The following is a 25,122-nucleotide window of genomic DNA, read 5'->3' on the forward strand; positions in this document are numbered from 1 at the left end:
TCAGAGTTTTTCTCAGGGTTCCCCCCGATGCGCCGAAGTGCTGGTCAGCACCACCATGGGAAATATGACGAAAACGACCTTCGGCGATCAGCTTCACCAGATGTGGCAGACGCGGCCCGTCCGGTTGCCGCGGCAAGGTCCGATCGCCGGCGTCGCGGCCGGATTCGGGCAGCGGTACAGCATCGATCCGGTGCTCATCCGGGTCGCGCTGGTGGTGTCGACTATCTTCGGCGGTGCGGGCATCGTGTTGTACCTGCTCGCCTGGCTGCTGCTGAGCGAGGCGGGTGATCAGTCGTCCGCGGCCGAATCGCTGCTCGGCAAGGGACACAGCTCGCAGTCGCAGACCAAGACCATTGTCTTGATCGTGGCGCTCGCCATCGCGGTCAGCACCATGGGACCGGTCGGCGTCGGACTCGCGGGCTCGGGCCTGATCAGCATGGCACTGATGCTGGCCGGCTGGTGGATGCTGCATATGCGCAATCCGCAGCCGCCGCCCGGCACCAGTGCGCTCGGCGCCTTCGATGGCGGTCTCACCGCGACCGGCTATCCCGGTGCCGTATTTCCGCAGCGCACGGTGTCCGGCGATTTCTACTCGCCCGATGTCCCGCCGACCAGCATGTACACCCCGTACACGAAGTTGCCGGACGCCTACGTTCCGGACAATCCGGTCCAGGAGGCACCGACGCAGCCGGCAGATCCGGACACGGCCCTCTTGCACGACGCCGATAAAGACGACGCCGAAACCGAACTGATCGAAAAAGGCAGCACGCCGACCGATGCGGGCGCTCCGCCAGCTGGTGCCGAGACGGTGCCGCTGAGTAAGGACACGGTGCTACTCGATAAGGGCGACGCGGAAGCCATTTCCCGAGGCGGCATCGAGACCACCCAGCCCGACAACGGCGCGACACCGATCGGCACCGCCGCCGCCACAACACCGGGCACGACATCCAATGTGCCAGGCAGCCCGTCTCTCGATAAGGCTGCCGCCACGCCGAACGCGAACAACACCGACACCCCCACCGCGAGTACCAGCGGCGGCTCGTCGAAATCCGAATCCGGCTCCGGCACAAGCGCATCCCGACCCCCGGTCGCGGCCCTCGCGAAACCGACACCGACCGCCGTAACCCCACCCTCCTGGGACCCGCTCGGCGTCGCCCCACTCGCCTGGGACCTCCCCGAACCCACCCCGACCACCACCGTCGTCGCACCCCCGCCCAAGCGCCCCCGCTCCCGACTGACCGCGGTGGTGCTCGGCCTGGCCATTCTGGCCGCCGCGGGTGCGGGCGCACTGGCCGCCTCGGGCGAGGACTGGATGACACCCGGGCGCATCGGCGCGGTGGCGCTGGGGGTGATCGGCCTCGGTCTGGTGGTCGGCGCGTTCCTGCGCCGCGGTTACGGCCTACTGGTACTGACCGCGCCGCTCGCCGGATTCGTGGTGCTGGCCTCGATGATCGGCCCGATCGAATTCGACAGCGCCACCATCGGAGATCGCACCTGGACGCCGACCTCGATGACCGACCTGGCCCCGAGGTACGAGTTGACCGTGGGGACCGGCGTTTTGGATCTGCGGTCACTGAAGCTGACCGAGAACCGGACCGTCGAGGTCGCGGTCCAGCTCGGCGATGCCAAGATCCTGCTGCCCGAGGGGATGGCGGTGCGCACCGACTGCACCGTCAATCTGGGAGATGTCCACTGCCCCACCGGGATCACCGGCCCGCACGCCGACGGCACACCGATGCTGGACCTGAAAGTCCATGTCCGGACCGGCAATGCGGAGGTGCACCGTGGCTGACCCAACCGATAACAACGCAACCAAGCGTGGACCGTCGGTCTCGCTGCTGATCGTCGGCCTGCTCGCCCTCGGCGTCAGCATCTGGGCCTTCACCGGCCCGACCACGACCGCCAGCGGCGTCGTCTCGCTCGGCTGGGTCGTCGTGATCGCCGCCATCGTGGTCGGCATCCTGCTGGTCATCTCCCCACGCAAACCGCACTGATCGACAACCGAATGAACCGACACCAATGGCCCGCCGCCACGACGGGCCATTGTCTTTCCGGCGCAGGAGAACGCCAATGCCCATGGAACAGTTCGACATCGACGACCAACCGACCGACCACGTGGGAATTCCACTGGGCCGGTTCATGCCACTGACACCGAACCGCAGCTACCTCGGCGGCGGTCTACTACTCGGGCAATTCGTTCTCGGCGGCACATCCAGCCGACTCGGACCGACCACGCCGAATAGCGCGGCACGGCGCGCCACCGACGACACCCCTACTCCAAATAGGCCGAGCAGCCGAGATGTTCACTGATCCGATCCAGCAATCGCTGCATACTCTGCCGCTGCTTCCCTTCGACACCGCGCGCGATCATCGGCACCATCCACCGCCCGGTGGTGGCGACATTGAACACCTGCTGGATCATCCGAGATCCCTTCGGATGCGGCAACACTCGGCATTCGGCGCGAAACCACCACTGCCCCTCCACCGCGAGCATGGCCTGCGCCCGATCCACCTCGACCCGAATCCCAGTGCGATCACCCGCGATCGCGGCCCGGAATTCGCTCGGGCCACCGCGCAACCGAATCGCGGGATCCGGACCGTCGGCGAGGAAGAAGGCATTGTCCGAACCGACCGGACCCGCACTGACCGCGGTGAGCAGCGCGGCCACCACCCCGCACGGGGCCTCGACGACCGCGTTGACTGTGCAGAGCGGCTTCTTCGCTGCCATCCGGACCCCCTGAGAACTGGTCTTCCCGGCTGACGGTACTCCCGAAACCGCCTCGATCAGCCCCGATCGCGGATCACTCCCATTCGATGGTGCCCGGCGGCTTGCTCGTCACGTCGAGGACCACTCGGTTGACCTCCGCCACCTCATTGGTGATGCGGGTGGAGATCCGCTCGAGCACGTCATAGGGCAGACGGGTCCAGTCCGCGGTCATGGCGTCCTCGCTGGAGACCGGGCGCAGCACGATCGGGTGACCGTAGGTGCGGCCGTCACCCTGTACGCCGACACTGCGGACATCCGCGAGCAACACCACCGGGCACTGCCAGATCTGGCGGTCCAGACCGGCGGCGGTCAACTCCTCGCGCGCGATGGCATCGGCCTGCCGCAGCGTGTCCAGCCGGTCCGCAGTGACCTCGCCGACAATGCGGATGGCCAGGCCGGGGCCCGGGAACGGCTGGCGGGCAACGATTTCCTCGGGCAGCCCGAGTTCGCGGCCGACCGCGCGCACCTCGTCCTTGAACAGCAGCCGCAGCGGCTCGACGAGTTCGAACTCCAGATCGTCGGGCAGACCGCCGACATTGTGGTGGCTCTTGATATTCGCGGTGCCCGAGCCGCCGCCGGACTCGACGACATCCGGGTACAGGGTGCCCTGCACGAGGAACTCGACGGCCGGACCGGAATCCGATACCTCGCCATCGGCGGCGACGACCTCGGAGACCGCATCCTCGAACGACCGGATGAACTCCCGCCCGATGATCTTGCGCTTCTCCTCCGGATCGGTGACGCCCTTCAGCTCACCGAGGAATTTGTCCACCGCGTCGACGGTCACCAGTTTGGCGCCGGTCGCGGCGACGAAGTCCTGCTGCACCTGCTCGCGCTCCCCGGCGCGCAATAGGCCGTGATCGACGAACACGCAGGTCAGCCGGTCACCGATGGCACGCTGCACCAGCGCGGCGGCGACCGCGCTGTCCACACCGCCCGACAGCCCGCAGATCGCATGACCGTCGCCGACCTGCTCGCGCACCGCGGCGATCAGCGAATCGGCGATATTGGCCGGGGTCCAGGTGGCCGGGATTCCGGCGAGGTCGTGCAGGAAGCGGCTGAGCACCTGCTGGCCGTGCGGCGAGTGCAGCACCTCGGGGTGGTACTGCACACCGGCCAGCTTGCGGGCCCGGTCCTCGAACGCGGCGACCGGCGCACCCGCGCTGGTACCGGTGACCTCGAAGCCTTCGGGCGCGTCGGTGACCGCGTCGCCGTGGCTCATCCACACCGGCTGTTTGGTCGGCAGGCCGCCGTGCAGCACACCGCCGTCGATGCTGAGCTCGGTGCGGCCGTATTCGCGGGTGCCGGTGTGCGCGACAGTGCCGCCGAGCGCCTGCGCCATGGCCTGGAATCCGTAGCAGATGCCGAATACCGGAATGCCCAGATCGAACAGCCGCGCATCCAATTGCGGCGCGCCCTCGGCGTACACACTGGACGGTCCGCCGGACAGAATCACCGCGAGCGGCTGTTTCTCGGCGATCTCATCCACCGTGGTGGTGTGCGGGATCACCTCCGAGAACACACTCGATTCACGGACCCGCCGGGCGATCAGCTGGGCGTACTGTGCGCCGAAGTCGACGACGAGGACCGGTCTCTGGGTTTCTGCCACGCACCCAGTTTAGTGAGGGGCTGAATCGCCCCGCGCACCCCCGCACCGCTGGTTATCCTCATGCCGTGCCCTTCGCCCGTGCGATAGACGCCGACATCCATTACGAGGACAGCGGCGGCGACGGTCCGGTGGTCTTACTAGCACACGAATTCTTCATGGACCGAACGATGTTCGCGTCCCAGATGGCCGCGCTCGCACCGGAATTCCGGATCGTGTCCTGGGATGCGCGTGGACATGGCCGCACCAGGGACTCGGGGCTGCCGTTCACCTACTGGACCGCCGCGCGCGATGCCCTCACCGTGCTGGACCATCTCGGCGTCGAACGCGCGGTGTTCGGCGGTACCGCGCAAGGGGGGTTCACCGCGCTGCGCACCGCGCTCATCGCACCCGAGCGGGTCTCCGCGCTGATCTTGATCAGCACCGAGGCGCACGGCCCGACACCCGAACAGTCCACCGCGACCCAGAAATTCCTGGACGAGTGGTACGACGACGGCTCCCGGCAGGAGGCCGTCGAACAACTCGCGTACTGGCTGATCGGCGATGACGAGTGGTACCGCTCGATCTGGACCAAACGCTGGCTGGTCCGCGACCGCCGCGGCATCGAAGTCGCCGCGGGCTGTCTGCTCGGCCGCGATTCGGTGTTGGACCGCTTATCCGAAATCACCTGCCCCGCCTTGGTGATTCACGCCACCGACAGCGGCATCGCCCGCGACCGCGCCGAACAACTGGCCAAGGGGCTGACCGTATCCACCTACGTCGAGATCGCGGGCGCACGCCTCGCCGTCACGATGACGCACCCCGAACCCGTCAACGCCGTCATCCGGCAGTTCCTGCGCGAACACACCGCGCCGACCCGCGTCCGCTGAACGCCGCGCCAGCGTCGGCGCAGCTCACCGAATACCGTGCTGCGCGAAAACTGTGTGGTCAGGCGCGCACGCTCAGCCCGACCCGCTGGAATTCCTTGAGGTCGGAGTAGCCCGCCTTGGCCATCGAACGGCGGAGGCCGCCAACGAGATTCAGCGAGCCGAACGGATCGTCGGAGGGCCCGAACAGTACCCGCTCCAGACTCGGGCGCACGGTTTCGCCGGTATCACCGGACAGTTCGCCGCCCAGATCCCACGGATCCTCCACGTGCAGCAGCGAACCGCGCGGCACCGACGGATGCGCGGCCGAGGACGGCCAGTACCAGCCGCGACCGGGCGCCTCGGCGGCTAGGGCCAACGGCACGCCGAGCATGGCCGCATCGGCGCCACAGGCAATGGCCTTGGCCAGCTGGCCCGAGGTCGCGATATCACCGTCGGCGATCACGTGCACATAGCGTCCACCGGTCTCGTCCAGGTAGTCGCGGCGCGCGGCGGCGGCGTCGGCGATCGCGGTCGCCATCGGAACCCCGATGCCGAGCACCTCGCCGGTAGTGGTGGCACCCGGGTAGGAGCCGTAGCCGACGATCACGCCCGCGGCCCCGGTGCGCATCAGATGCAGCGCGGTCTTGTGATCGCTGACACCACCGGCGACCACCGGCACGTCGAGTTCGGCGATGAAGGTCTTGAGGTTCAACGGCTCACCGTCGCCGACATGTTCGGCGGAGATGATGGTGCCGTGCACCACCAGCAGGTCGATACCGGCCTGCACCAGCGCGGGGGTCAGCGCACGTGCGTTCTGCGGGCTGACCCGCACCGCAACCGTGACACCGGCGGCGCGCACCTGCGCGACCGCGGCGGCCAGCAGATCCGGCTGCATCGGCGCGGCGTGCAGCTCCTGCAGCAGCCCGACGGCACGCTCGTACCCGCCCTTGGCGACGAGCTCGAGCAGCTGATCGATCCTCGCGGCGACATCGGCGTGCCGGGCCCACAGCCCCTCACCGTTGATGACACCGAGTCCGCCGAGCCTGCCGAGTTCGATGGCGAACTCCGGCGAGACCAGCGCGTCGGTCGGGTGCGCCAGGAACGGGATCTCGAACCGGTAGGCGTCCAGCTGCCACGCCAGCGATACCTGCTTCGACGAACGGGTCCGCCGCGACGGGACGATATCGACGTCGTCCAGTTCATAGGTACGCCGGGCGGTCCGGCCCATGCCGATCTCGACCATGTCGCGCACGCGTCTTCTCCTTTATTTTGGCCGCGCTGGCGCGGCGTGTTCACGGCCCCTGATGTCTCGCGTCCGAGCCGTCGAGACTGGCACCTGTGTGCACACGTTTCGACGACTCACGCGAGGCGGGCCGCGAACGGATCGCTCGTAGGACTCGCTCCGTCGTGGTCGACAGAGCGGGGACCTGGCCATCGGGACTCGTAATCCCCGACCACTCGCTTCGCCCGACCGTCGCGGCTCTGGACCACGACGACCTGCGAACAAGCTCAATCATGCACGGACCGGACGGTCCCGTACACCACTGTCGAGCAGGCTAGCCGCGACCAGTGTAGTTGGGCGCCTCGACGGTCATGGTGATGTCGTGCGGGTGGCTCTCCTTGAGCCCCGCCGCCGTGATCTGCACGAACTGCGCCTCCTGCAGATCGGCGATGGACTGCGACCCGGTGTAGCCCATGGCCGCCCGCAACCCGCCGACGAGCTGGTGGATCACCTGGTTGACCGGTCCGCGGAACGGCACCCGGCCCTCGATGCCCTCGGGCACCAGCTTGTCCTCGGCGAGCACGTCATCCTGGAAGTAGCGGTCCTTGGAGTAGGACTTGGCCTGGCCCCTGCCCTGCATGGCACCGAGCGAACCCATGCCGCGGTAGCTCTTGAACTGCTTGCCGCCCACCAGGATCAGCTCACCCGGCGATTCGGCGGTACCGGCCAGCAGCGAGCCGAGCATTACCGTGGACGCGCCCGCCGCGATGGCCTTGGCGATATCACCGGAGAACTGGATGCCACCGTCGGCGATCACCGGAACACCGTGCGGCTTGCACGCGGCCACGGCCTCGAGGATCGCGGTGATCTGCGGCGCGCCGACACCGGCGACCACGCGGGTGGTGCAGATGGAGCCGGGCCCGACACCGACCTTCACCGCATCCGCGCCCGCCTCGACCAGCGCGGCCGCACCGGCCCTGGTGGCCACATTGCCCCCGACGATCTGGATGCGATCGCCGACCTCGGCCTTGACCTTGGTCACCATCTGCAGCACACCGGCCTGGTGGCCGTGCGCGGTATCGACGATGAGCACGTCCACCCCGGCGTCGGCCAGAGTCATCGCGCGCGACCAGGAGTCCTCGCCGACGCCGATCGCGGCGCCGACGAGCAGGCGGCCGTCGCGGTCCTTGGTGGCGTTCGGATACTGATCGGTCTTGACGAAGTCCTTGACGGTGATGAGTCCGCGCAGGCGGCCGTCGCCGTCGACGATCGGCAGCTTCTCGATCTTGTGGCGGCGCAGCAGGCCGAGCGCGGCCTCGGCGGTGACGCCCTCCTGCGCGGTGATCAGCGGCGCCTTGGTCATCACATCGGCGACCCGGCGGTTCTGATCCACCTCGAAGCGCATATCACGGTTGGTGATAATGCCCACAAGCGCGCCGGTCTCGTCCACCACCGGCAGACCGGAGATGCGGAAGCGCGCACACATGGCGTCGACCTCGGCCAGGGTGTCGGTGGGACGACAGGTCACCGGATCGGTGACCATGCCCGCCTCGGACCGCTTCACCGTCTCGACCTGCGCGGCCTGATCGGCGACGGCCAGGTTGCGGTGCAGCACACCCATGCCGCCGGCGCGCGCCATGGAGATGGCCATCCGCGCCTCGGTCACGGTATCCATCGCGGAACTGCACAGCGGGGTGCGCAGCCGAATCTCGCGGGTCAGCTGGCTGGAGGTCTCCACCGAGCTGGGGATGAGATCCGAAGCGGCCGGTAGCAACAGCACATCGTCGAACGTAAGGCCGAGCATGGCGATCTTGTTCGGATCGTCACCACCCGTAGGAGGGCGGACCGCGATTCGTTCGCCCGATACGGGATTACTCATTCGGATCGACCCCTCCTGGACGTCGAAAGCAACGAACGCCGGATGACCGGCGTCGTGGACTGATGGAATGGACGGTGGCGGCTCCGCCAGCGATGTCGGGTACCGGCCGGGCCTGCAAACCATGGTATCTGCCCCGCAAACACACCGATGAACTGAGCCCATCGCCGAAACTGGCGCGCCACATAGCTGGCGAAGAGCACCCTGTTCTGCGTACCGTGGGGGTGTGCGTGACCATCTACCACCTGGCTTGCCGCCGGATCCGTTCGCCGGAGACCCCTCCGACCCGTCCGCCGCACTCGACGCAATCGAGCCCGGCGAGCCGCTGGATCCCCACGAGCGCCTTGCGGTCGAGGAGGATCTCGCCGACCTTGCGGTGTATGAGGCACTACTAGCGCACCGTGGCATCCGAGGACTTGTGGTCAGCTGCGAGGACTGCAGACAGGACCACTACCACGACTGGGACATGCTGCGCGCCAACCTGCTTCAGCTGCTGGTCGACGGCACGGTGCGCCCGCACGAGCCCGCCTACGATCCGATGCCGGAGGCGTACGTCACCTGGGACTACTGCCGGGGATACGCCGATGCCTCGATGAACGAGGCCTTCCACGGCGATGGGTTCGACGGGTTCGACAGCTGATATCGCACCCCGAGTACCACGCGCGGTGACGCGCGGGCGCGATGTGAAATAGCTGACACACAAAAAGCCGACCGTCGGTCGGCAATCGTTTCATGCACGGCAATTCGGATATCGAGCCACGCACACGCTCGGGCGTCCGAATATGCGTACGCCCCAGCGTGGCTGCGGGTTCAGCGCTTCTCTAGAAGCCAAAGCGCTTGTGGAGCACCAACTCCGATTATGCGGCGGGTACCGATCCGGGCAACCCGGGCAGACCAGGCAAACCACTGGGAATCACAAAGGTGTTGCCACCACCGGTCGACGGCTGCTGATGGGTCGGCGGCTGTACCGGCACGCCGGTGTCCGCCGTCGGCTGGACCGGCGGGGGCTGGGTTCCCACGACGGTGGACGGCGGTCCCTGGGGCGCGTGCGTCTGACTCGGCTGCTGCGGCTGCTGCTGCGGCGGTTCGGTCGTCACCGGCGTCGTCGGCACAGTGGGTTTACCCGGTGTATTCGGTGTACCCGCCACCGTCGGCTCCGTCGTTGTAGGCGCCTTCGTATCGACCGGCGGCACCCCCGCGGAGGTCGACCCACCATCGCCGGACGGCCTGGTGGTCGGTGCGGTGATGGTGCTGCCATCGGTCACCGAACTCGGCGTCGTCGTCGACGTGCTCGGCGCGAGCGACCTCGCGATCTCCGGGGCGACCTTGCTCAACTGCGCGAGCAACGCGTCGAATTCACTGATCCGCTTGTCCCGCTTGACCGGATCGTCGATCAGCTCCGCATTTGCCTTGGCGCCCTCCAGCTTTTGCCTGGCCATATCCGGATTGCCCTGGTCGAGCATCACTTTCGCGTTCGCCAGATCATTGTCGGCGCGTTGCACCACGGTGCTCTGCGCCTGTTCGCTGAACACGACTTCCTTGACCCGCCACAGCGGATCACCCGGGGCGGCGCCATAGGAAAACGCCGAGAGACCTCCGATGACCAGAGCCAGCGCGGCCGCCGCTCCGAGGATCGGACGAATAAGCCGTAGTCGCCCACCGGACTGCGCGCCGATACGAACCTGCCGGGCACCGATCTCCTGGTTGACCGCGGCAACGATCTCATCGAGATTCGGTTCGCTCGGCAGCGGTGGGGAAATCAGCTCCGCTCGCCAGTCCGCCAGCAGCGCCGCGAGCTGATACTCCTCCGCGCTGTCGGTTTGCACCGGCCCGTTGCTAGCAATGGCATCGATCAGCGCATCGTCTCGGCGCACCGCGGCGATGTCCACCGGTCCGGTGTCATCGCTCCCGGCGTAGGGACCGCTGTTTCGCGATCCACGTCGCGCCTTCCAGTCGCCCCGACCGCGCTCGCCATCCCTAGCCATACATTTCACCTGCCCTCGCCACTTGTGACTTCAGTTTCGCGAGCGCCCGGTGTTGAGCGACGCGTATCGCACCCGCCGTACTGCCCACGGCGACTGCGGTTTCTTCTGCTGACAAACCCATGACCAAACGCAGGATCAGAATCTCGCGATGCTTCTCTGGAAGCGTCGCGAGCAGGCTGTTCATCTGCCTGCTCGTTTCGGATTCCAGTGCTCGCTGTTCCGGGCCTTGGTCGGTGGATATGACATCTGGTACTTCGGCCATTGCCTCCGCCTTGTTACGGGCGGCATTGCGATGAGCATCGGCGACCTTGTGCGAAGCGATTCCGTATACAAAGGCCATGAAGGGCCTGCCCTGGTCCTGATACCGGGGCAAGGCTGTCATCACAGCCAGACATACCTCCTGCGCGACGTCGTCCGCAGAGAGCTGTCCACGCTCCGCGGCGCCGATCCGCGCGCGGCAATAGCGCACCACCAACGGGCGGACCATTTCGAGTACCTGGGCTAAAGCGGATCTGTCGCCCTGCGCAGCGGCAGCGACGGCGAGGTCCAACTCTTCGCCCGTGTTCGTCATCGTCAGAGAATTTCCTGGCGTTACAAGTGGCACCGTCGGTGATGAACAGTGCTTCCGCCGAAGGGGCGGAACGGATCTAACAATAGCGATACAACCCGCGGATACGGGCAACACGGTGGTCTCTGGGATCAGAGTCGGGAATCACTCATGGGACGAAAGTGCCCGCCACGACGGCCGATGGTCTCGGCAGACCGTCGCGCGTCGGCCTCGGCCGCAGTCACGCGAGTCCCGGTGCAGACCCCCGCGCGCAACATCGAACTGGCCCAACGCAATGGCAGCAATTCGTGCTCGCGGCACTGTTCGGCGACCTCATCGGCGAGCACGCGCGCGCGTTCGCCGTCACCGGAGGCGGCGGCGGTCGCGGCGACCAAAAGCCTGGACTTCACGCGGTGCCGAACCGAGGGTCCGTCCTCGGCGAGCGCGAGGGCCGTCGCGGCGTGCGGCGCCGCGGTATCGGCGGCCCCGGAAGCGAGTGCGGTCTCCGCGCAGACCCAATGCCAGCGGATCAGCGCTCGCCAGCCCGCCGAGGACCCCGCACGGGTCAACTCGTCATGGCTGCGCCGGAGCAGCCGGGTGGCCAGTGCGAGACGGCCGGTGCCGAGCGCGTCGGCCGCGAGGCCGGTCAGCGCATCGCATACCGCGTCGACGCGATTCGGTGCGAATTCGTCGCGATCGACGGATCCGGTCGGCAGGATCAGCGCGGCCGCGCGACCGTCGAAGGCCGCGGCGCGGGCGTGCCAGCCGAGCTGGCGCAGCAGTGAACCCCCGGTGCTCGCGGCGAGTGACAGCAATACCGGATCGGCGGTGCTGGCCGATAGCGAGCGCAACTCCTCGCGCGCCGCGGCGTAGCACCCCTGGCCACCCAGAATTACCGCCCGATACCAGGTATCGAGGGGGCGCACGGCAGCTGGCAACTCGGTAGCGGCACGTCCGGGGCAGGTGCCGAAAGCCGCATCGGCAAGCATGGCGGACCCGATATATATAGGGGAAGCTGGCGCGAGCACGGCCGAACTCTATCCTGCGCGCCACGTGTGGCGGCGCGCAGAGAAGCCGCCAGCCGGGTACATCCGGCTACCGTTCAGCATTTCTGTCGCCGATGTCGTGTTTCGATCAAGTAAAAGTGTCCTGGCAATCCCGTAGCGCGTGCGCCTGGAATTCACATGCGTTTCGCGCAATTAACCTCAGCGCCCCGTTTCCGCCATCTCCGATCGAGCAGACGTCGGACCCGCCGATCGACGCTGTGACCGGACACACGTTAGGGTGGACCGGCCGGCGATCGCGACGCAACCCTCGAACCCGTTCCCACCTGCGGGAATGCGGAATACTGGCGCCATGCCAAGAGATGCCGGCCGCTGGTCAACCGATCAGTATTACTGGAAAGGTGTTAAAAGTAAACAGCCCGGAGGTTAAATTTCGCAGCTTAAGATTTAGAAAACTGCTGCATCGAACTATTGACGGAATTTCGCGGCTGGACCTAACGTAACTCATCGCCACCGTCGGCGCCGCGCGAAATTGCAGCGACCGCAATAGGCGAGCCCAGGGCACGCCGCGCCGATGCAGCGCCGTGGCCACAACTGTTGCAGAACAACTGCTCGACAACGCTGACGAGCTCGCACCACGAGGAGTTCACCATGCCCATGCCTACCCACCTCCCCGGACCGAACGCGGACGTCTGGGATTGGCAGATGCGAGGATCCTGCCGAGGCCAGGACTCCGCGGTGTTTTTCCACCCGGACGGTGAACGCGGTCGCGCCCGCACCGCACGCGAGATGCGCGCCAAGGAGATCTGCCGGGCCTGCCCGGTGCTCATGCAGTGCCGCAGCCACGCCCTCAAAGTCAGCGAGCCCTACGGCATCTGGGGCGGTATGTCCGAAACCGAGCGCGAGATGCACGCGCGGCGCAACCGCCGTCGTATGGCCGTATAAACGAACTTCTTCCCATCCGCGTGGCGCGGCGCGCCGAATGCCTAGCAAACAACCGGCGATGGCCACAAGCTGAAGTCGGTTGCACATCCGGCGTTTCACGATAATCATCGGCGCGTCATGGCGTGTCCCTTCCCGGAAGCACCTGGCGTGTCGAAGTTTTCCAGAAAGTTGCCAGGCAGCAGGCGGTTTGCCGACACCCCACCGAATCGGGTGCCATAGCGACCCGCTACGGTAGTGACCGATGACACAGAATGGAGCGTTGTGACAACGCGGCCGCCGGCCGCAGAGGGCGACTCGTTCCGAAGAGAAGCCATCCCACCCGGCATCCGGGTGGATTCTGCGGTTACGGCACGCGCCGCCGAAAGTATCGAGCTCGCCGCACTTCTCGAACGCTGCGGCCGGTCCGACCAGGAGGCATTCGCTGAGCTGTACGACCGAACGTGTGCGCGCGTCTTCGGTCTGGTGCTACGCGTACTGCACGACCCCGGATACGCGGAGGAGACCACACAGGAGGTCTTTCTTCAGATCTGGCGGACCGCGGCAAGTTTCGACGCGGCCAAAGGATCCGCGGTGACGTGGTTAATGACCCTCGCTCACCGACGAGCCGTCGACCGGGTCCGCACCGAGCAGGCCCATACCCTCCGTGAAGTCGCTTACGGGATCAGGGTTCTCGGCAATGAATTCGATGAGGTCACCGAAGAAGTGGAGCGACGACTCGAGCAGCAAGCCGTCCTGGATGGTCTAGGGACATTGACAGAGACCCAACGGGAGGCCATATCGCTCGCCTACTACGGCGGGCGAACTTACGCCGAAGTCGCAACCTACCTCGGCGTAGGGTTACCGACCGTTAAGTCCCGCATACGGGACGGATTGACACGACTGAAGAAAAGTTTGGGGGTGACGTGAGATGAACGAAGCCCAGATCGATCTCGCGCACACCGTCGCGCTCGGATCGATCGACGACGAAGACCACAATGCGGTACAAGAAGTGCTCGACGGTGAGGACCCAGCGCTACGCGCGGACTTCATGACCGAAGTGCAGCAGACCAAGGAAGTTCTCTCCGCCCTCGCGGTGGCGACGGCGGCCCAGCCGCCCGCCGCCCTGCGCGGCCGGTTGCTCGCCGCCATTGCCGCGGAACAACCGCCCGTCGCATCCTGAGTCACGCCTCCTCGAGGCGAGATCGGTTACCGCGATTGATATTTTTCGACTTGTTGTGCGGTAGTTGCGTTCATATTGTTCACAAACGAAGGCCCCCGGGACGGATGTCCCGAGGGCCTTTGCCATTCGGCCGTCAGCTGAGCAGTGAACTCAGTGCGCGTGGCCGTGGTGGCTGTGGTCGTGCTCTGCTTCCTCGGGCTTGTCGACCACGGCGCTTTCGGTGGTGAGGATCATCCGAGCCACCGAGGCCGCGTTCACGACGGCGGAGCGGGTCACCTTCACCGGGTCCACCACACCATCGGTGAGCAGATCACCGTAGGTGAGGGTCGCGGCGTTGAAGCCTTCCTTGCCTTCGGTGACCTTGCTGACCACCACGGAGCCGTCGACACCCGCATTGGTGGCGATCCAGAACAGCGGCGCCTGCAGTGCGGTGCGCACCACCTCGACGCCGACGGCCTCGTCGCCGGACAGCGAGTCGCGCAGTTCGACGAGCTTGGCGGCAGCCTGCACCAGGGCGGTGCCACCACCGGGCACGATGCCCTCGTCGACGGCGGCCTTGGCCGCGCTCACCGCGTCCTCGACCCGGTACTTGCGCTCCTTGAGCGCGGTCTCGGTGGCCGCGCCGACCTTGATCACCGCGACGCCACCGGCCAGCTTGGCCAGTCGCTCCTCGAGCTTCTCCCGATCCCAATCCGAGTCGGTCGCCTCGATCTCGCGACGCAGCTGCACGCCACGGGCCGCGATGTCCTCGGCGGTGCCGGCACCGTCGATGATCGTGGTGTCGTCCTTGGTGACGACGATGCGACGCGCCTTGCCGAGCACCTCGATGCCCGCCTCGCGCAGCGAGATACCCAGATCCGGGTTGACCACGGTGCCCGCGGTGACGATGGCCAGATCGTCGAGGAACGCCTTGCGACGGTCACCGAAGAACGGGGCCTTCACCGCGACGGCCTTGAGGGTCTTGCGGATCGAGTTGACGACCAGGGTGGACAGTGCCTCACCCTCGACGTCCTCGGCGACGATCAGCACCGGCTTGCCGGATTCGGCGATCTTCTCCAGCAGCGGGAGCAGATCGGGCAGCGAGCTGATCTTCTCCCGGTTCAGCAGGATGTAGGCGTCCTCGAGGACGGCCTGCTGGCTGTCGGCATCGGTGACGAAGTAGGGCGAGAGGTAGCCCTTGTCGAACTGCACGCCCTCGGTGACGACGAGTTCGGTCTGCAGCGTCGAGGACTCCTCGACGGTGACAACGCCGTCCTTGCCGACGGTGGTCAGCGCCTTGCCGACCATCTCGCCGATCTCCTCATCGCGCGAGGAGACGGTGGCGACCTGTGCGATGGCCTGTTCGCCGGAGACCGGGGTGGCCTGCGCCAGCAGCGCCTCGGACACCAGGTCCGCGGCCTTGGCGATGCCCGAACCGACCGAGATCGGATTCGCGCCGGCGGCAACGTTCTTCAGGCCCGCGCGCACCAGCGCCTGGGCCAGCACGGTGGCGGTGGTGGTGCCGTCACCCGCGACGTCGTTGGTCTTGGTGGCGACGCTCTTGACGAGCTGGGCGCCGAGGTTCTCGAAGGGGTCGTCGAGGTCGATATCGCGCGCGATGGTGACACCGTCATTGGTGACGGTGGGGCCACCGAAGGCCTTCGCGAGCACGACGTGGCGACCACGCGGCCCGAGGGTGACCTTCACCGCGTCGGCGAGCTTGTCGACGCCGCGCTCGAGAGCACGACGAGCCTTCTCGTCGAACTCGATCTGCTTTGCCATGTGTTGTCAGCTCCTGTGTGTTCTTGGCCGAACGCACTCCGCCCCGGGTCGCGAAAGACACCGGGGCGGAACGCATGTGCCTTATCGGCTACTTGGTGACGACGGCCAGGATGTCGCGCGCCGACAGGATGAGGTACTCCTCGCCCTGGTACTTGATCTCGGTGCCGCCGTACTTGCTGTAGATGACGACGTCGCCTTCCTTGACGTCGACCGGGATGCGGTCACCCTTGTCGGTGACGCGCCCCTCGCCGACGGCGATGACGGTGCCCTCCTGCGGCTTCTCCTTCGCCGTGTCGGGGATGACCAGGCCGGAGGCCGTCGTCGTCTCGGCCTCGTTGGCCTGGACGAGGATCTTGTCCTCGAGCGGCTTGATGTTCACGCTCGCCACGTTGAGCCCTCCACTTTCAGGGGATTTGCGGTCGTCCGGAACTGTTGTCCCGGACCATCGGTATCGGTGTTGTTTCGGGCGGCCCGCAAGCAGTCACCACTGGCCACCCGGACTCGACCCTGCGCATCAGCCCCGTCGTCGCGGGTGCCGGGACCCTGCTCAGTAGTCGAACTGGCACACGCACATCACACAGTGCCGACTAGCACTCTATACATGAGAGTGCCAGCGCTCAAGGTTGGACTGTGCCAAACCGTTGGCCGCGCCGAGTCGGCGTCATCGGCCACACCGCGGCCGTGTCGTCAGCCGCGCCGCGCGGTGGCGCAAACCACGCCACGCCCAGGGGGCTAGGGCTTCCCAAGACTTCGTCAAATCTGTAACGTTCGGATAACGGATTGTGACAGTATTGACGACGGTCGTGCTCCGCTTGCCGTGTTCGCCATGAACCGGCGTCGTGGGGGGAGCAACAAGCGTCACGAAATACCCTGCAGCACACAGCAGTACCCCCTTTTCGCCAGAACAAGGTCAGCGTCAGCACCAATCCGAACCAGCGTCACAGTACAAACGTTTCTCAAAAGAAGCTTCACCAGAGGGCAAGACCACACGTGATCCATGGCCGTCCCAGCGACCCATCCGGACAACGGGTCGGCCGGGTCCCGCGTCCGAATCGTTCGCCATCCACGCGAGCGTTTCGGCTGTCCATTCGAGATGGTCGGCAACACCATGACCATCCGCTCGAAGGGAGGTGACATGCGAACATCCCTCGGCATCTCGGCCGGTAACGAGGTCGTGTGCTCGGCGCTGGTCGCGACCGCGTCCAATGGCGCGCAGAGTTTCGACTATCGGGTGGTCTCCGCGGACGCGGCCCACTCCGATCTCGGCGATCTCGTCGCGTCCTCGATCGAGCTGATGACCACCCAGCTACCGACCACGCAGCTGTCCTACGACGTGGCCTTCCCCGCGCATCCGGTCGGCGCGCGCTTCGCGGGCGGCAAACCGATCGGTGTCGACTCCGCCGCCGGTCGCCCGCCGACCAGCGTCGCCGTGGCCTACCGCAGCAAGGAGCAGGCGCAGGTAATCCGTTCGGCCACTGGCAAACAGCGCGATCTGCGGCTGGTTCCGGAAGGCACCGCGGCGCTCACGTATCTGCGCCACACCGGACTGGTCGACCGCTACGAAACCGTCGCCATCGTCGATCTCGGTGCGACCGGCCTCAGCATCACCGTCGCCGAACAGGCCGACGCCGACATCCTGCGCACCGAACGCACCGGCGCGATCAGCGGCAACGCTATCGATGAGCTGATCTATCACCACCTCGTCGATCTGCACTACGCTCGGCGCGGCACCCGACCCAATCGGGGCATGCTGACCAACCGCGGTCGCGCCGCCAAGGAACATCTGTCGATCGCGCCCGCGGTGACCATCGACCATGTCGCCGGGCAGCCACTGAAGCTGACCCGGGCCGATTTCGAGGAACTGATCTCGGATCTGCTGCGCGATATGGCTGTCTTCGCCGCCGCGGCATTCGCGCGCTCGCCCAAGTTCCCGCAGGCCGTGATCGTGATCGGCGGCGGCGCCAATATCCCCGCGGTGATCTCCACCCTCGCCCGTGAGCTGAATTTGCCGGTGCACACCGTCGACGATCCAGAGGCGGTGATCGCCAAAGGCGCGGCGCTGGTGGCGGATTCGGTGCAGCCGTCGGTATTCCCGGTGGTCGCGCTCGGCGCGGCCGACGCGCCCGTCGGCACCTTCACCAAGGTCGTCGGCACGCTGGCGGGTGCGATCGTGGTGGTCGGGCTGGTCATCGGCTATGGCGTAAAGACATTCGCGCCGACCGGCGACGACGACATCTCCCCTGCGGGCACCACCAGCAGCGCGCAACTACCGACGCCGCCGGTGTCGGCGGTGCCGCCCACCGGCGCGGGCACCTCGACCACCGGCCCGAGCCGGGAGAGCACCAACCGGCCCTCCGGCGCCAATATCCCCTCGCTCACCCCGGATCGGAGCCAACCGTCCATCTCGACCGCCTCGACACCGGCCGCGACCACCAACCCGAACGCGCCAACGCTCCGTCCAGATCCGAACCTGCCGCCGATACCGTTCCCAGAGTTGCTCGGTCCGCTGTTCGGTAACCGGACTGCGCCAGGCTCGTCGGGGCGGGAATACGGTCCGGCCCAGGGCTCGTCGACGGTGCCGCTCGGTCCGACGCCGGCACCCGCGCAATCACGAATTCCGCTCCCGCTCGAGCCGAATTCGGGGTCGTCCGCCAGTCGGTCCGGGGCTGTGGTGGAGGTTGGGCCGCACGACTGACCGGCGTGCGCGCTCGGTGTCGGTCACCGGAGAGCGCTGTGCTGGGCAGCCGCGCCTTCGTTAGCGATCCGAACCCTATTGGGAGTCAGCCGACTCGACTGACCGAGACCGGGAGGCCGGGGTCGGTGGCGACCGTCAAGGGCGATGGAGTTGCTCCGCCCGCGATCACATGAGCACCGAGGGCCGCGATCATTACGCCGTTGTCGGTGCACAGGCGGGGCTTCGGGACACGCAGGCGCAATCCGGCCTCCGCACAACGTTCTTCGGCCATGGAGCGGATTCGGGAATTGGCGGTGGCGCCGCCGCCGAGCACCAGGGTGTCGACGCCGACATCCTGGGCCGCGCGCACCGCCTTCATGGTGAGCACATCGGCGACCGATTCCTGGAAGGACGCCGCGATATCCGGAATCGGCAGCTCCTCGGCGGTGAAGCCATTGCGCTGGGCCGCCTCGACATAGCGGGCGACGGCGGTCTTCAGACCGGAGAAGGAGAAGTCGTAGCGTGGATCGCGCGGTCCGGTCATACCGCGCGGAAAGGCGATCGCCTTCGGATCGCCGTGCGCGGCAGCGGCATCCAGCGCGGGCCCGCCCGGAAAGCCGAGGCCGAGCAGCCTGGCCACCTTGTCGAAGGCCTCGCCCGCGGCGTCGTCGACGGTGCTGCCCAGTTCGACGATCGGCTCGGACAGATCGGTGACGTGCAGCAGATGCGTATGCCCGCCGGAGACCAGCAGCGCGACGCACGGCGGCATCGGACCGTGCTCGAGGGTGTCGACGGCGACGTGTCCGCCGAGGTGGTTCAGGGCGTAGAACGGCACATCCCACGCTGCCGCATAGGCTTTCGCGGCCGCGACACCGACCAGCAGCGCACCGGCCAGTCCGGGACCGATGGTCACCGCGAGCGCGTCGGGCTGGCTGATGCCCGCTGCCGCCAGCGCCCGGCGCATCGCGGGCACGATGGCCTCGAGGTGTGCGCGCGAGGCGATCTCCGGCACCACACCGCCGAAGCGGGCGTGCTGTTCGACGCTGGAGGCGACCTCGTCGGCGAGCAGCTCGCAGGTTCCGTCGGCGTGGCGGCGCACGATGCCGACTCCGGTTTCGTCGCAGGAACTTTCGATACCCATGACGATCACGAGAGCACCTCGTTCGGTTGTGCCGTTTCGCTCGGCTGCGGGCCCCAGGCCTGGTTCGCGGCGGTCAGCTCGGGCCTGCGCATGGTGTAGGCGTCGGCGCCGCTCGGGTGGTAGTAGTTCTTGCGCAGGCCGATGATGTGGAAGCCGTGTTTGGCGTACATCGCTATGGCGGGGGCATTGTCGGTACGCACCTCGAGGAAGACCGGTCCGCCGCGCTTGCCCGCCTCGGCGAGCAGCGCCTCCAGCAGCATGGTGCCGATGCCGGCGCGGTGGTAGCCGGGATCGACGCCGATGGTGTGCACCTCGGCCTCGGGGTGTTCGGCATCGCCGAGCAGTGCGATGCCCGCATAGCCGACCATCCGCCCGGTGTCGTCGCGGGCGACGATATAGCGGTTGTGCCGCCCGGCCAGTTCGGAGCGGAAGGACACCGCCTGCCATGGATCGTCTTCCGGGAACAGCAGCTGTTCGAGTTCGACGCAGCGTTCGATATCCGCGCCGTTCATGGGCTCGATGCGAATCACGGATCTACCGGGCTCCACGGCCGTCACGCCCCCGTCCGATCGAGCGTGCGGTAACTGCGTTCCACCGCGTCCGGCCTGCGCAGGTACAGCGGAACCAACGGTTCCGGGACGGTGCGCGCCAGTAGTTCGGCGGCCGCGACGCGCACCAGCCCGGCGGGCGATGGCGTCTCGGCCGGAAGCACGGGCAGGTCGAACAGGTCGACGTGCGAGGCGGATCCGGCGATCATGCTGGCGTGCACGGGATCCAGATCACCGGGCTTGTTCACATCCGGACCTTCGATGCGACGTCCGTCACGGTAGCGCGCCCAGTACACCTCGCGGCGGCGCGCGTCGGTGACCACCAGGAGCTCGCTCTCGGCTGTGATGTCCGGCACCATCGTGGGTTCGAGCACGGCGTCGGAGGCGATCGCGTCGAGGCTGCAGACCCCGTAGACCGGCAGGCCGAGCGCGTCACCGAAGGCGGCGGCGGTCGCCATGCCGACCCGGAGTCCGGTGAACGGACCGGGCCCGATGCCGACCACGACGGCATCGATATCGGCCCTGGAACGGCCTGCCTCCGAGAGGCATTCGAGGATTTGTGGGGTGAGCACCTCGGCATGGGCGCGGGCGTCGACTCGGATGCGCGAGGCGACGATGCGCACTCGCGCCGGGGCACCGGTGCCGGATGCGGCCTGCTCCAGTTCCACCAATCCCGCGGTAACGGCGGGTGTCGCGGTGTCGACGGCTAGTACAAGCATGATTGACCCAACGATACCGGGTGGTACCTGCGCGCGGTGCGGAGCTACTCGGTGGCTACACCACCGCGACGATCAGCGACGATCGCGGACTATCCGACCCATTCCCAGATCGCGGTGCGGACATCGGAATTCGGCTCGCGCGAGAGCAACACGTACAGATGCCGCTCGGCGAGGTGTTCCACAACACCCTTGCCCCACTCCACCACCACGACCGCCTGATGCAGATCGGTGTCGAGGTCCAGCGCGTCCAACTCGTCCAGGTCACCGCCGAGTCGATAGGCGTCCACATGCACCAACGGCACCGGCTCGGCGCCGACGCGCGCTCCGGCGCGGTGCTGGCGGGCGATGATGAATGTCGGTGAGCTGACCCGGCCCTGCACGCCGAGTCCCTCGGCGATGCCGCGAGTCAGCGCGGTCTTGCCCGCGCCGAGGGGTCCGTCGAGCACCACCAGGTCACCCGCGACGAGTCCGGCGGCGAGTTCGCGCCCGAAGGCCTCGGTATCGGCGACGGTGGGCAGGATCCGCTGCTGCCGTTCAGCCACCGGCGACCTCCGAGGTTGATGGGGGGTGCTCGATGACACCGGCGCGCACCAGTAGCCGGTCGAGCGCGGCATTGACGATATCCGGGAATTGCAGGTGCGCCATATGCGCGGCGGCATCGAGGCGGACGAGTTCGCTATTGGGCAATTCGCGCGCCAGCGCCCGCGAATTGCGGAACGGGATGACTACATCGTGCGCACCGCCGAGCACCAGCACCGGCAGATGCGCGAGCGTGGGCAGCGCCGCCGATTCGTCGTGCAGTTCGAAGGTCCTGAGGAATTTCACGATCGTTTCGACGGGCGTGCGATCGATCATCAGCGTGGAGAAGCGCGACAGAGTGGGACTCACCGGCCCGTGATACGAGCTGACATGCAGTATCGGCGTGATCACGTGCCGAACAGTGCTGCGCCCGGCCTGCACCAGGGTGGGCGCGGTGTGCACGGCCAAACGGAAGCCGTCGATCGCGGGGTTGCGCAAGAGCTGGGTAATGCCCGCCGAGGTGACCTCGGCCGCCGCGGTCGAGAGCAGACCGATTCCGATCACCCGCGCCGCGAACAACTCCGGGAACTGCGCGGCCGCGGCCAGCACCGCCATACCGCCGAGCGAATGACCGACCAAGGCCACCGGACCGGTCGGCGCGGTCGCCTCGATGACGGCCGCCAGATCGCGGCCGAGCTGGGCGACGGTACAGCTCCTAGTGGTCGGTGTGCCGGAGCGGCCGTGGCCGCGCAGATCGAAGAAGACCAGGCGAACCCCTGGGCCCCAATGCTTTTCCAGATCGCGGCGCTGGAAGTGGAAGGTCTCCATGGTGTTGCAGAAGCCGTGGACGAAGATCACGGTGACCGGGGCGTTGGGCGGACCGCATTCCCTGGTGGCCAGGCGCACACCGTCTTCGGTGAGCACCGCGCCGGAGCGGTCCGCGCCGAACAGATCGAAGTTCTCGTCGCGGTATTCGTCGACCCGGGCGGGCCAGAGCACCTGGGCGCCGATGCGCCGCAAGGTGTGTGCGCCCGCCAGCGCGCCGACCACACCGGCGGTGGCCAGTCCACCGACAACGGTGCGGTTTCTCATCCGATACCCCCTCCTATATGGCGCCGAACCACTCGGCCGTGTGGTGCGCACACGACCTCATAGTGGATGGTGCCGAGCAGATCCGCCCAGTCCTGGGCCCGCGGTCGGTCCGCGCCGAACAGGATCGCGGTGTCGCCCTCGGCGATGCCTGCCGCGTTATCGCCCAGGTCGACGACGAATTGGTCCATGCAGACGCGACCGACACTGGGATGCAACGCACCGCCGAGCCACACCGAGAATCGGTTGCTCAATGGGCGGAACACGCCGTCGGCGTATCCGGCCGGAATGAGGGCGACCGTGGTGTCGTGCGGTGCGACCCACTGGTGGCCGTAGGAGACGCCTTCTCCGGCGGCGACCGGCTTCACCAATGCGACGCGGGCCTGGAAGGTCATCGCGGGCCGCAGACCGAAGTCGCCGAGTTCGGGTATCGGGGTGAGGCCGTACATCGCGATGCCGGGGCGGACCATATCGAAGGCGAGATCCGGGCGGGTCAGGGTGGCGGCCGAGTTGGCGAGGTGGACCAGCTCCGGTTCGAGACCGTATTCCTTGGCGGTGGCGATGGCATCGACGAACCGGTCGCGCTGGATGTCGAGGTAGGGGTGTTCCGGCTCGTCGGCGTGTGCGAGATGGGAGAAGATCGCGCGCAACCGCACCACCTGCTCGTCCACCAGGGCACGCAGCTCCGCGAGCACCGTCGGGTACTCGAGCGTCGCGACACCATTGCGATTGAGGCCGGTGTCGACCTTGAGCGAGACGATGGCGGTCCGGCCGGTGCCGCGTGCCGCCGCCTCTACGGCCCGCAGATGGGCCAGGGATGAGACGCCGATCTCGATATCGTGTTCGATCGCGGCACCGAAGTCGGCATCGGAATTATTGAGCCAACACAGAATCGGCGCGGTAATGCCCGCCTGGCGCAATTGCACCGCCTCGGCGACCGTGGTGACCCCGAGTTCAACGGCCCCGGCCGCCAGTGCGGCCCGGCCGACCTCGACAGCGCCGTGGTTGTAGCCGTCGGCCTTGACCACCGCCATCACCGCCGCATCTCCGGCGTATTCCCGCAGAATCCGCACGTTGTGGGCAATGGCATCAAGATCGACAACCGTCTCCACTTGCGCATCCACGGCTATTGATCCTGCCATTCGCCATTACGCTCGCGCGAGCGCGTCGGTCACCGCCGGCACACCCCCGGGTCACCCGGCCGCGAGGGCACGCAGGATGCGGATGGCGGGACGGAGGTGGTCGAGCAGGGGCGTCGCCGAGGTGGGGGCGGCTGATGGGTGGTTTTCGTGGGCGGCGAGGTTGGCGGCCAGGGCGTGGACACGCGCGGCGGCGGCCGCGGACCAGGCCGGATCGCGGCCCGCGGCGAGGAGGGCGCCGATAATGCCGGACAGGACGTCGCCCGCACCCGCCGTGGCGGCCCAGGAGCCGCCCGCCTCGTTGACGAGCACCGGGCGGCCCGGGGTGGCGACCAGGGTTGCGCGGCCTTTGAGCAGGACGGTGAGTTGCCAGGATTCGGCGAGGTCGCGCACGGCGGATACCCGGTCCTGGCCGACCTCGTGTCCGGTCAGGCGGGCGAATTCACCGGCGTGCGGGGTCAGGACGGTGGGGGCAGTGCGGCCGAGGACCAGGTCGGGATCGGCGGCGAGCAGGGTGAGGCCGTCGGCGTCGACGACGACGGGAAGGTCGGTGGACAGGATTTCGGCGAGCCGTTTGCTAGCGTCGGCATCGGTGCCAGCACCGGGACCGAAAACCCAGGACTGGACTCGGCCGGTGGACGAGATGGTCGGGGCGGCAATGACTTCGGGGAGGTGGTCTACTACCTCGGCCGCACCGGTTCCGGCATAGCGGACCATGCCCGAGGTGGCCGCGACGGCGGCGCCGGTGCACAGCACCGCGGCTCCGGGGTAGGTGGCACTGCCAGCGCAGATACCGGTCACCCCCTGGGTGTACTTATCGTCGGTTGGGCCCGGGGTCGGCCATCCCGCACCGATCTGCGCTGGCTCCAAGGCCGCGAGATTCGGTTCCGGCAGTCGTAAACCGATGGGCACCAGCTCGATTCGTCCACAATAGGGCGCGGCCAGGGCATGCACCGGCTTATGAGCGCCGAATGTGACAGTGACATCGGCGCGAACGGCGGGGCCGGTGACCGCGCCGGTATCCGGATCCACTCCGCTGGGCAGGTCCGCCGCGATGATCGGAACATGCAGAGCGGCAATGAGTTCCGCGGCCTTCGGGCGCAGTGGCCCACGACCGGAGATGCCCACGATGCCATCGATCACCAGATCGGGTGCGTCCGAACCCGTTTCGTCCAGGAGTGCCGCGCCGCTGCTCGATCCCGCAGCGTCACCCGAAGGCGACACGTTTGATGCGGTTCGGATCCGGCCGCCCGCCTTGCGCAGTGCGGCAAGGCCTTTCGAGTGGGCACGTTCCGGATTCAGCAGTATCGCGGTCACGGCGACACCGCGGCGGCGCAGCATTGATCCCGCCCAGAGCACGTCACCGCCGTTATCGCCCGAGCCGACGAGCAGCAGCACCGACCGGCCCGCGATGCCGCCGGTTCGCGCACGCAACTCGCCCGCGACCACCGTGGCCAATCCATAGGCCGCCCGATGCATCGGCATGCCCTCGGGGACACGGGTGAACAGCTCGGCCTCGGCCGCGCGCACTTCATCGACGGTGAAATAGCCCCGCTGGCTGGACATGAACGCT

The 25,122-nt window shown here is 67.3% G+C and carries 24 protein-coding genes; 8 read left to right on the plus strand and 16 right to left on the minus strand.

Annotated features, from left to right (window positions below; genetic code table 11):
* Window positions 1-64 precede the first annotated feature (64 nt).
* Window positions 65-1,792: a PspC domain-containing protein gene (locus ACQP0C_RS36470; protein ID WP_433727569.1), complete on the plus strand. Its 1,728-nt coding sequence runs from the start codon at window positions 65-67 to the stop codon at window positions 1,790-1,792.
* Window positions 1,785-1,994: a hypothetical protein gene (locus ACQP0C_RS36475; protein WP_433727571.1), complete on the plus strand. Its 210-nt coding sequence runs from the start codon at window positions 1,785-1,787 to the stop codon at window positions 1,992-1,994. The genes ACQP0C_RS36470 and ACQP0C_RS36475 overlap by 8 nt, the downstream gene beginning before the upstream one ends.
* Before the next feature lie 278 nt (window positions 1,995-2,272).
* Here ACQP0C_RS36475 and ACQP0C_RS36480 read toward each other — a convergent pair whose 3' ends face one another.
* Together ACQP0C_RS36480 and guaA are read right to left on the minus strand one after the other, a co-directional pair.
* Window positions 2,273-2,728, minus strand: a complete 456-nt coding sequence (locus ACQP0C_RS36480) for a hypothetical protein (RefSeq protein WP_433727574.1) — start codon at window positions 2,726-2,728, stop codon at window positions 2,273-2,275.
* Window positions 2,729-2,801: 73 nt separating this feature from the next.
* Window positions 2,802-4,376, minus strand: a complete 1,575-nt coding sequence (guaA, locus tag ACQP0C_RS36485; RefSeq protein ID WP_433727577.1) for a glutamine-hydrolyzing GMP synthase — start codon at window positions 4,374-4,376, stop codon at window positions 2,802-2,804.
* 65 nt (window positions 4,377-4,441) lie between these two features.
* Here guaA and ACQP0C_RS36490 point away from each other — a divergent pair, with 65 nt between their 5' ends.
* Entirely contained in the window at window positions 4,442-5,242 is an 801-nt protein-coding gene (locus ACQP0C_RS36490; RefSeq protein ID WP_433727579.1) for an alpha/beta fold hydrolase, read from the plus strand.
* 58 nt (window positions 5,243-5,300) lie between these two features.
* Here ACQP0C_RS36490 and ACQP0C_RS36495 read toward each other — a convergent pair whose 3' ends face one another.
* Together ACQP0C_RS36495 and guaB are read right to left on the minus strand one after the other, a co-directional pair.
* Entirely contained in the window at window positions 5,301-6,473 is a 1,173-nt protein-coding gene (locus ACQP0C_RS36495) for a GuaB3 family IMP dehydrogenase-related protein (protein ID WP_433727581.1), read from the minus strand.
* A 304-nt stretch (window positions 6,474-6,777) separates the two neighbouring features.
* Window positions 6,778-8,322 carry an IMP dehydrogenase gene (gene guaB, locus ACQP0C_RS36500; protein ID WP_433727583.1) on the minus strand — a complete coding sequence of 515 codons (1,545 nt, stop codon included), beginning with the start codon at window positions 8,320-8,322 and terminating at the stop codon, window positions 6,778-6,780.
* A 223-nt stretch (window positions 8,323-8,545) separates the two neighbouring features.
* On the opposite strand from guaB, the gene ACQP0C_RS36505 reads away from it, so the two are divergent.
* Window positions 8,546-8,959, plus strand: a complete 414-nt coding sequence (locus ACQP0C_RS36505) for a DUF5319 domain-containing protein (RefSeq protein ID WP_040686729.1) — start codon at window positions 8,546-8,548, stop codon at window positions 8,957-8,959.
* 217 nt (window positions 8,960-9,176) lie between these two features.
* On the opposite strand, the gene ACQP0C_RS36510 is transcribed toward ACQP0C_RS36505, so the two are convergent.
* From ACQP0C_RS36510 to ACQP0C_RS36520, 3 genes are all read right to left on the minus strand, one after another.
* Window positions 9,177-10,304 (minus strand): anti-sigma-D factor RsdA, encoded by a 1,128-nt coding sequence (locus ACQP0C_RS36510; RefSeq protein ID WP_433727585.1) that lies wholly within the window; start codon window positions 10,302-10,304, stop codon window positions 9,177-9,179.
* Window positions 10,297-10,875, minus strand: coding sequence for a sigma-70 family RNA polymerase sigma factor (locus tag ACQP0C_RS36515; protein ID WP_354951867.1), 579 nt, complete (start codon window positions 10,873-10,875; stop codon window positions 10,297-10,299). Before ACQP0C_RS36515 ends, ACQP0C_RS36510 begins: the two co-directional genes overlap by 8 nt.
* A gap of 128 nt (window positions 10,876-11,003) precedes the next feature.
* Window positions 11,004-11,879, minus strand: coding sequence for a hypothetical protein (locus tag ACQP0C_RS36520; protein ID WP_433727587.1), 876 nt, complete (start codon window positions 11,877-11,879; stop codon window positions 11,004-11,006).
* A 627-nt stretch (window positions 11,880-12,506) separates the two neighbouring features.
* On the opposite strand from ACQP0C_RS36520, the gene ACQP0C_RS36525 reads away from it, so the two are divergent.
* From ACQP0C_RS36525 to ACQP0C_RS36535, 3 genes are all read left to right on the plus strand, one after another.
* On the plus strand, window positions 12,507-12,800 hold the full coding sequence (locus tag ACQP0C_RS36525; RefSeq protein WP_014981828.1) for a WhiB family transcriptional regulator: 294 nt from the start codon (window positions 12,507-12,509) through the stop codon (window positions 12,798-12,800).
* A 330-nt stretch (window positions 12,801-13,130) separates the two neighbouring features.
* Window positions 13,131-13,706, plus strand: a complete 576-nt coding sequence (locus ACQP0C_RS36530; protein ID WP_433734755.1) for a sigma-70 family RNA polymerase sigma factor — start codon at window positions 13,131-13,133, stop codon at window positions 13,704-13,706.
* Between the two features lies 1 nt (window position 13,707).
* Window positions 13,708-13,959 carry an RskA family anti-sigma factor gene (locus tag ACQP0C_RS36535; protein ID WP_433727590.1) on the plus strand — a complete coding sequence of 84 codons (252 nt, stop codon included), beginning with the start codon at window positions 13,708-13,710 and terminating at the stop codon, window positions 13,957-13,959.
* A gap of 150 nt (window positions 13,960-14,109) precedes the next feature.
* Here the strand turns inward: ACQP0C_RS36535 and groL are convergent, their stop codons facing one another.
* Window positions 14,110-15,720 (minus strand): chaperonin GroEL, encoded by a 1,611-nt coding sequence (gene groL, locus ACQP0C_RS36540; RefSeq protein WP_433727592.1) that lies wholly within the window; start codon window positions 15,718-15,720, stop codon window positions 14,110-14,112.
* Window positions 15,721-15,808: 88 nt separating this feature from the next.
* A complete protein-coding gene (gene groES / locus ACQP0C_RS36545) occupies window positions 15,809-16,108 on the minus strand; it encodes a co-chaperone GroES (protein WP_040686722.1) in 300 nt (99 codons plus the stop codon).
* A 747-nt stretch (window positions 16,109-16,855) separates the two neighbouring features.
* Between groES and ACQP0C_RS36550 the strand changes: the two genes are divergently transcribed.
* Window positions 16,856-18,415: an Hsp70 family protein gene (locus tag ACQP0C_RS36550; protein ID WP_433727594.1), complete on the plus strand. Its 1,560-nt coding sequence runs from the start codon at window positions 16,856-16,858 to the stop codon at window positions 18,413-18,415.
* Between the two features lie 85 nt (window positions 18,416-18,500).
* Here ACQP0C_RS36550 and tsaD read toward each other — a convergent pair whose 3' ends face one another.
* From tsaD to ACQP0C_RS36585, 7 genes are all read right to left on the minus strand, one after another.
* Window positions 18,501-19,544, minus strand: coding sequence for a tRNA (adenosine(37)-N6)-threonylcarbamoyltransferase complex transferase subunit TsaD (tsaD, locus tag ACQP0C_RS36555; protein WP_433727597.1), 1,044 nt, complete (start codon window positions 19,542-19,544; stop codon window positions 18,501-18,503).
* Window positions 19,541-20,047 (minus strand): ribosomal protein S18-alanine N-acetyltransferase, encoded by a 507-nt coding sequence (gene rimI, locus ACQP0C_RS36560; RefSeq protein WP_433734756.1) that lies wholly within the window; start codon window positions 20,045-20,047, stop codon window positions 19,541-19,543. The genes tsaD and rimI overlap by 4 nt, the downstream gene beginning before the upstream one ends.
* Window positions 20,048-20,088: 41 nt before the next feature.
* Window positions 20,089-20,802: a tRNA (adenosine(37)-N6)-threonylcarbamoyltransferase complex dimerization subunit type 1 TsaB gene (gene tsaB, locus ACQP0C_RS36565; protein WP_433727599.1), complete on the minus strand. Its 714-nt coding sequence runs from the start codon at window positions 20,800-20,802 to the stop codon at window positions 20,089-20,091.
* Between the two features lie 89 nt (window positions 20,803-20,891).
* Entirely contained in the window at window positions 20,892-21,344 is a 453-nt protein-coding gene (gene tsaE, locus ACQP0C_RS36570) for a tRNA (adenosine(37)-N6)-threonylcarbamoyltransferase complex ATPase subunit type 1 TsaE (protein ID WP_355185416.1), read from the minus strand.
* The gene (locus tag ACQP0C_RS36575) at window positions 21,337-22,413 is read right to left on the minus strand and encodes an alpha/beta fold hydrolase (protein WP_433727603.1); all 1,077 of its coding nucleotides are present in this window, start codon (window positions 22,411-22,413) and stop codon (window positions 21,337-21,339) included. Before ACQP0C_RS36575 ends, tsaE begins: the two co-directional genes overlap by 8 nt.
* Entirely contained in the window at window positions 22,410-23,552 is a 1,143-nt protein-coding gene (gene alr / locus ACQP0C_RS36580) for an alanine racemase (protein WP_433727605.1), read from the minus strand. The genes ACQP0C_RS36575 and alr overlap by 4 nt, the downstream gene beginning before the upstream one ends.
* A 51-nt stretch (window positions 23,553-23,603) precedes the next feature.
* Window positions 23,604-25,115 carry an NAD(P)H-hydrate dehydratase gene (locus ACQP0C_RS36585; protein WP_433727607.1) on the minus strand — a complete coding sequence of 504 codons (1,512 nt, stop codon included), beginning with the start codon at window positions 25,113-25,115 and terminating at the stop codon, window positions 23,604-23,606.
* Between the last annotated feature and the right edge of the window lie 7 nt (window positions 25,116-25,122).

Source organism: Nocardia sp. CA-129566 (assembly GCF_050956075.1).
GTDB lineage: Bacteria > Actinomycetota > Actinomycetes > Mycobacteriales > Mycobacteriaceae > Nocardia.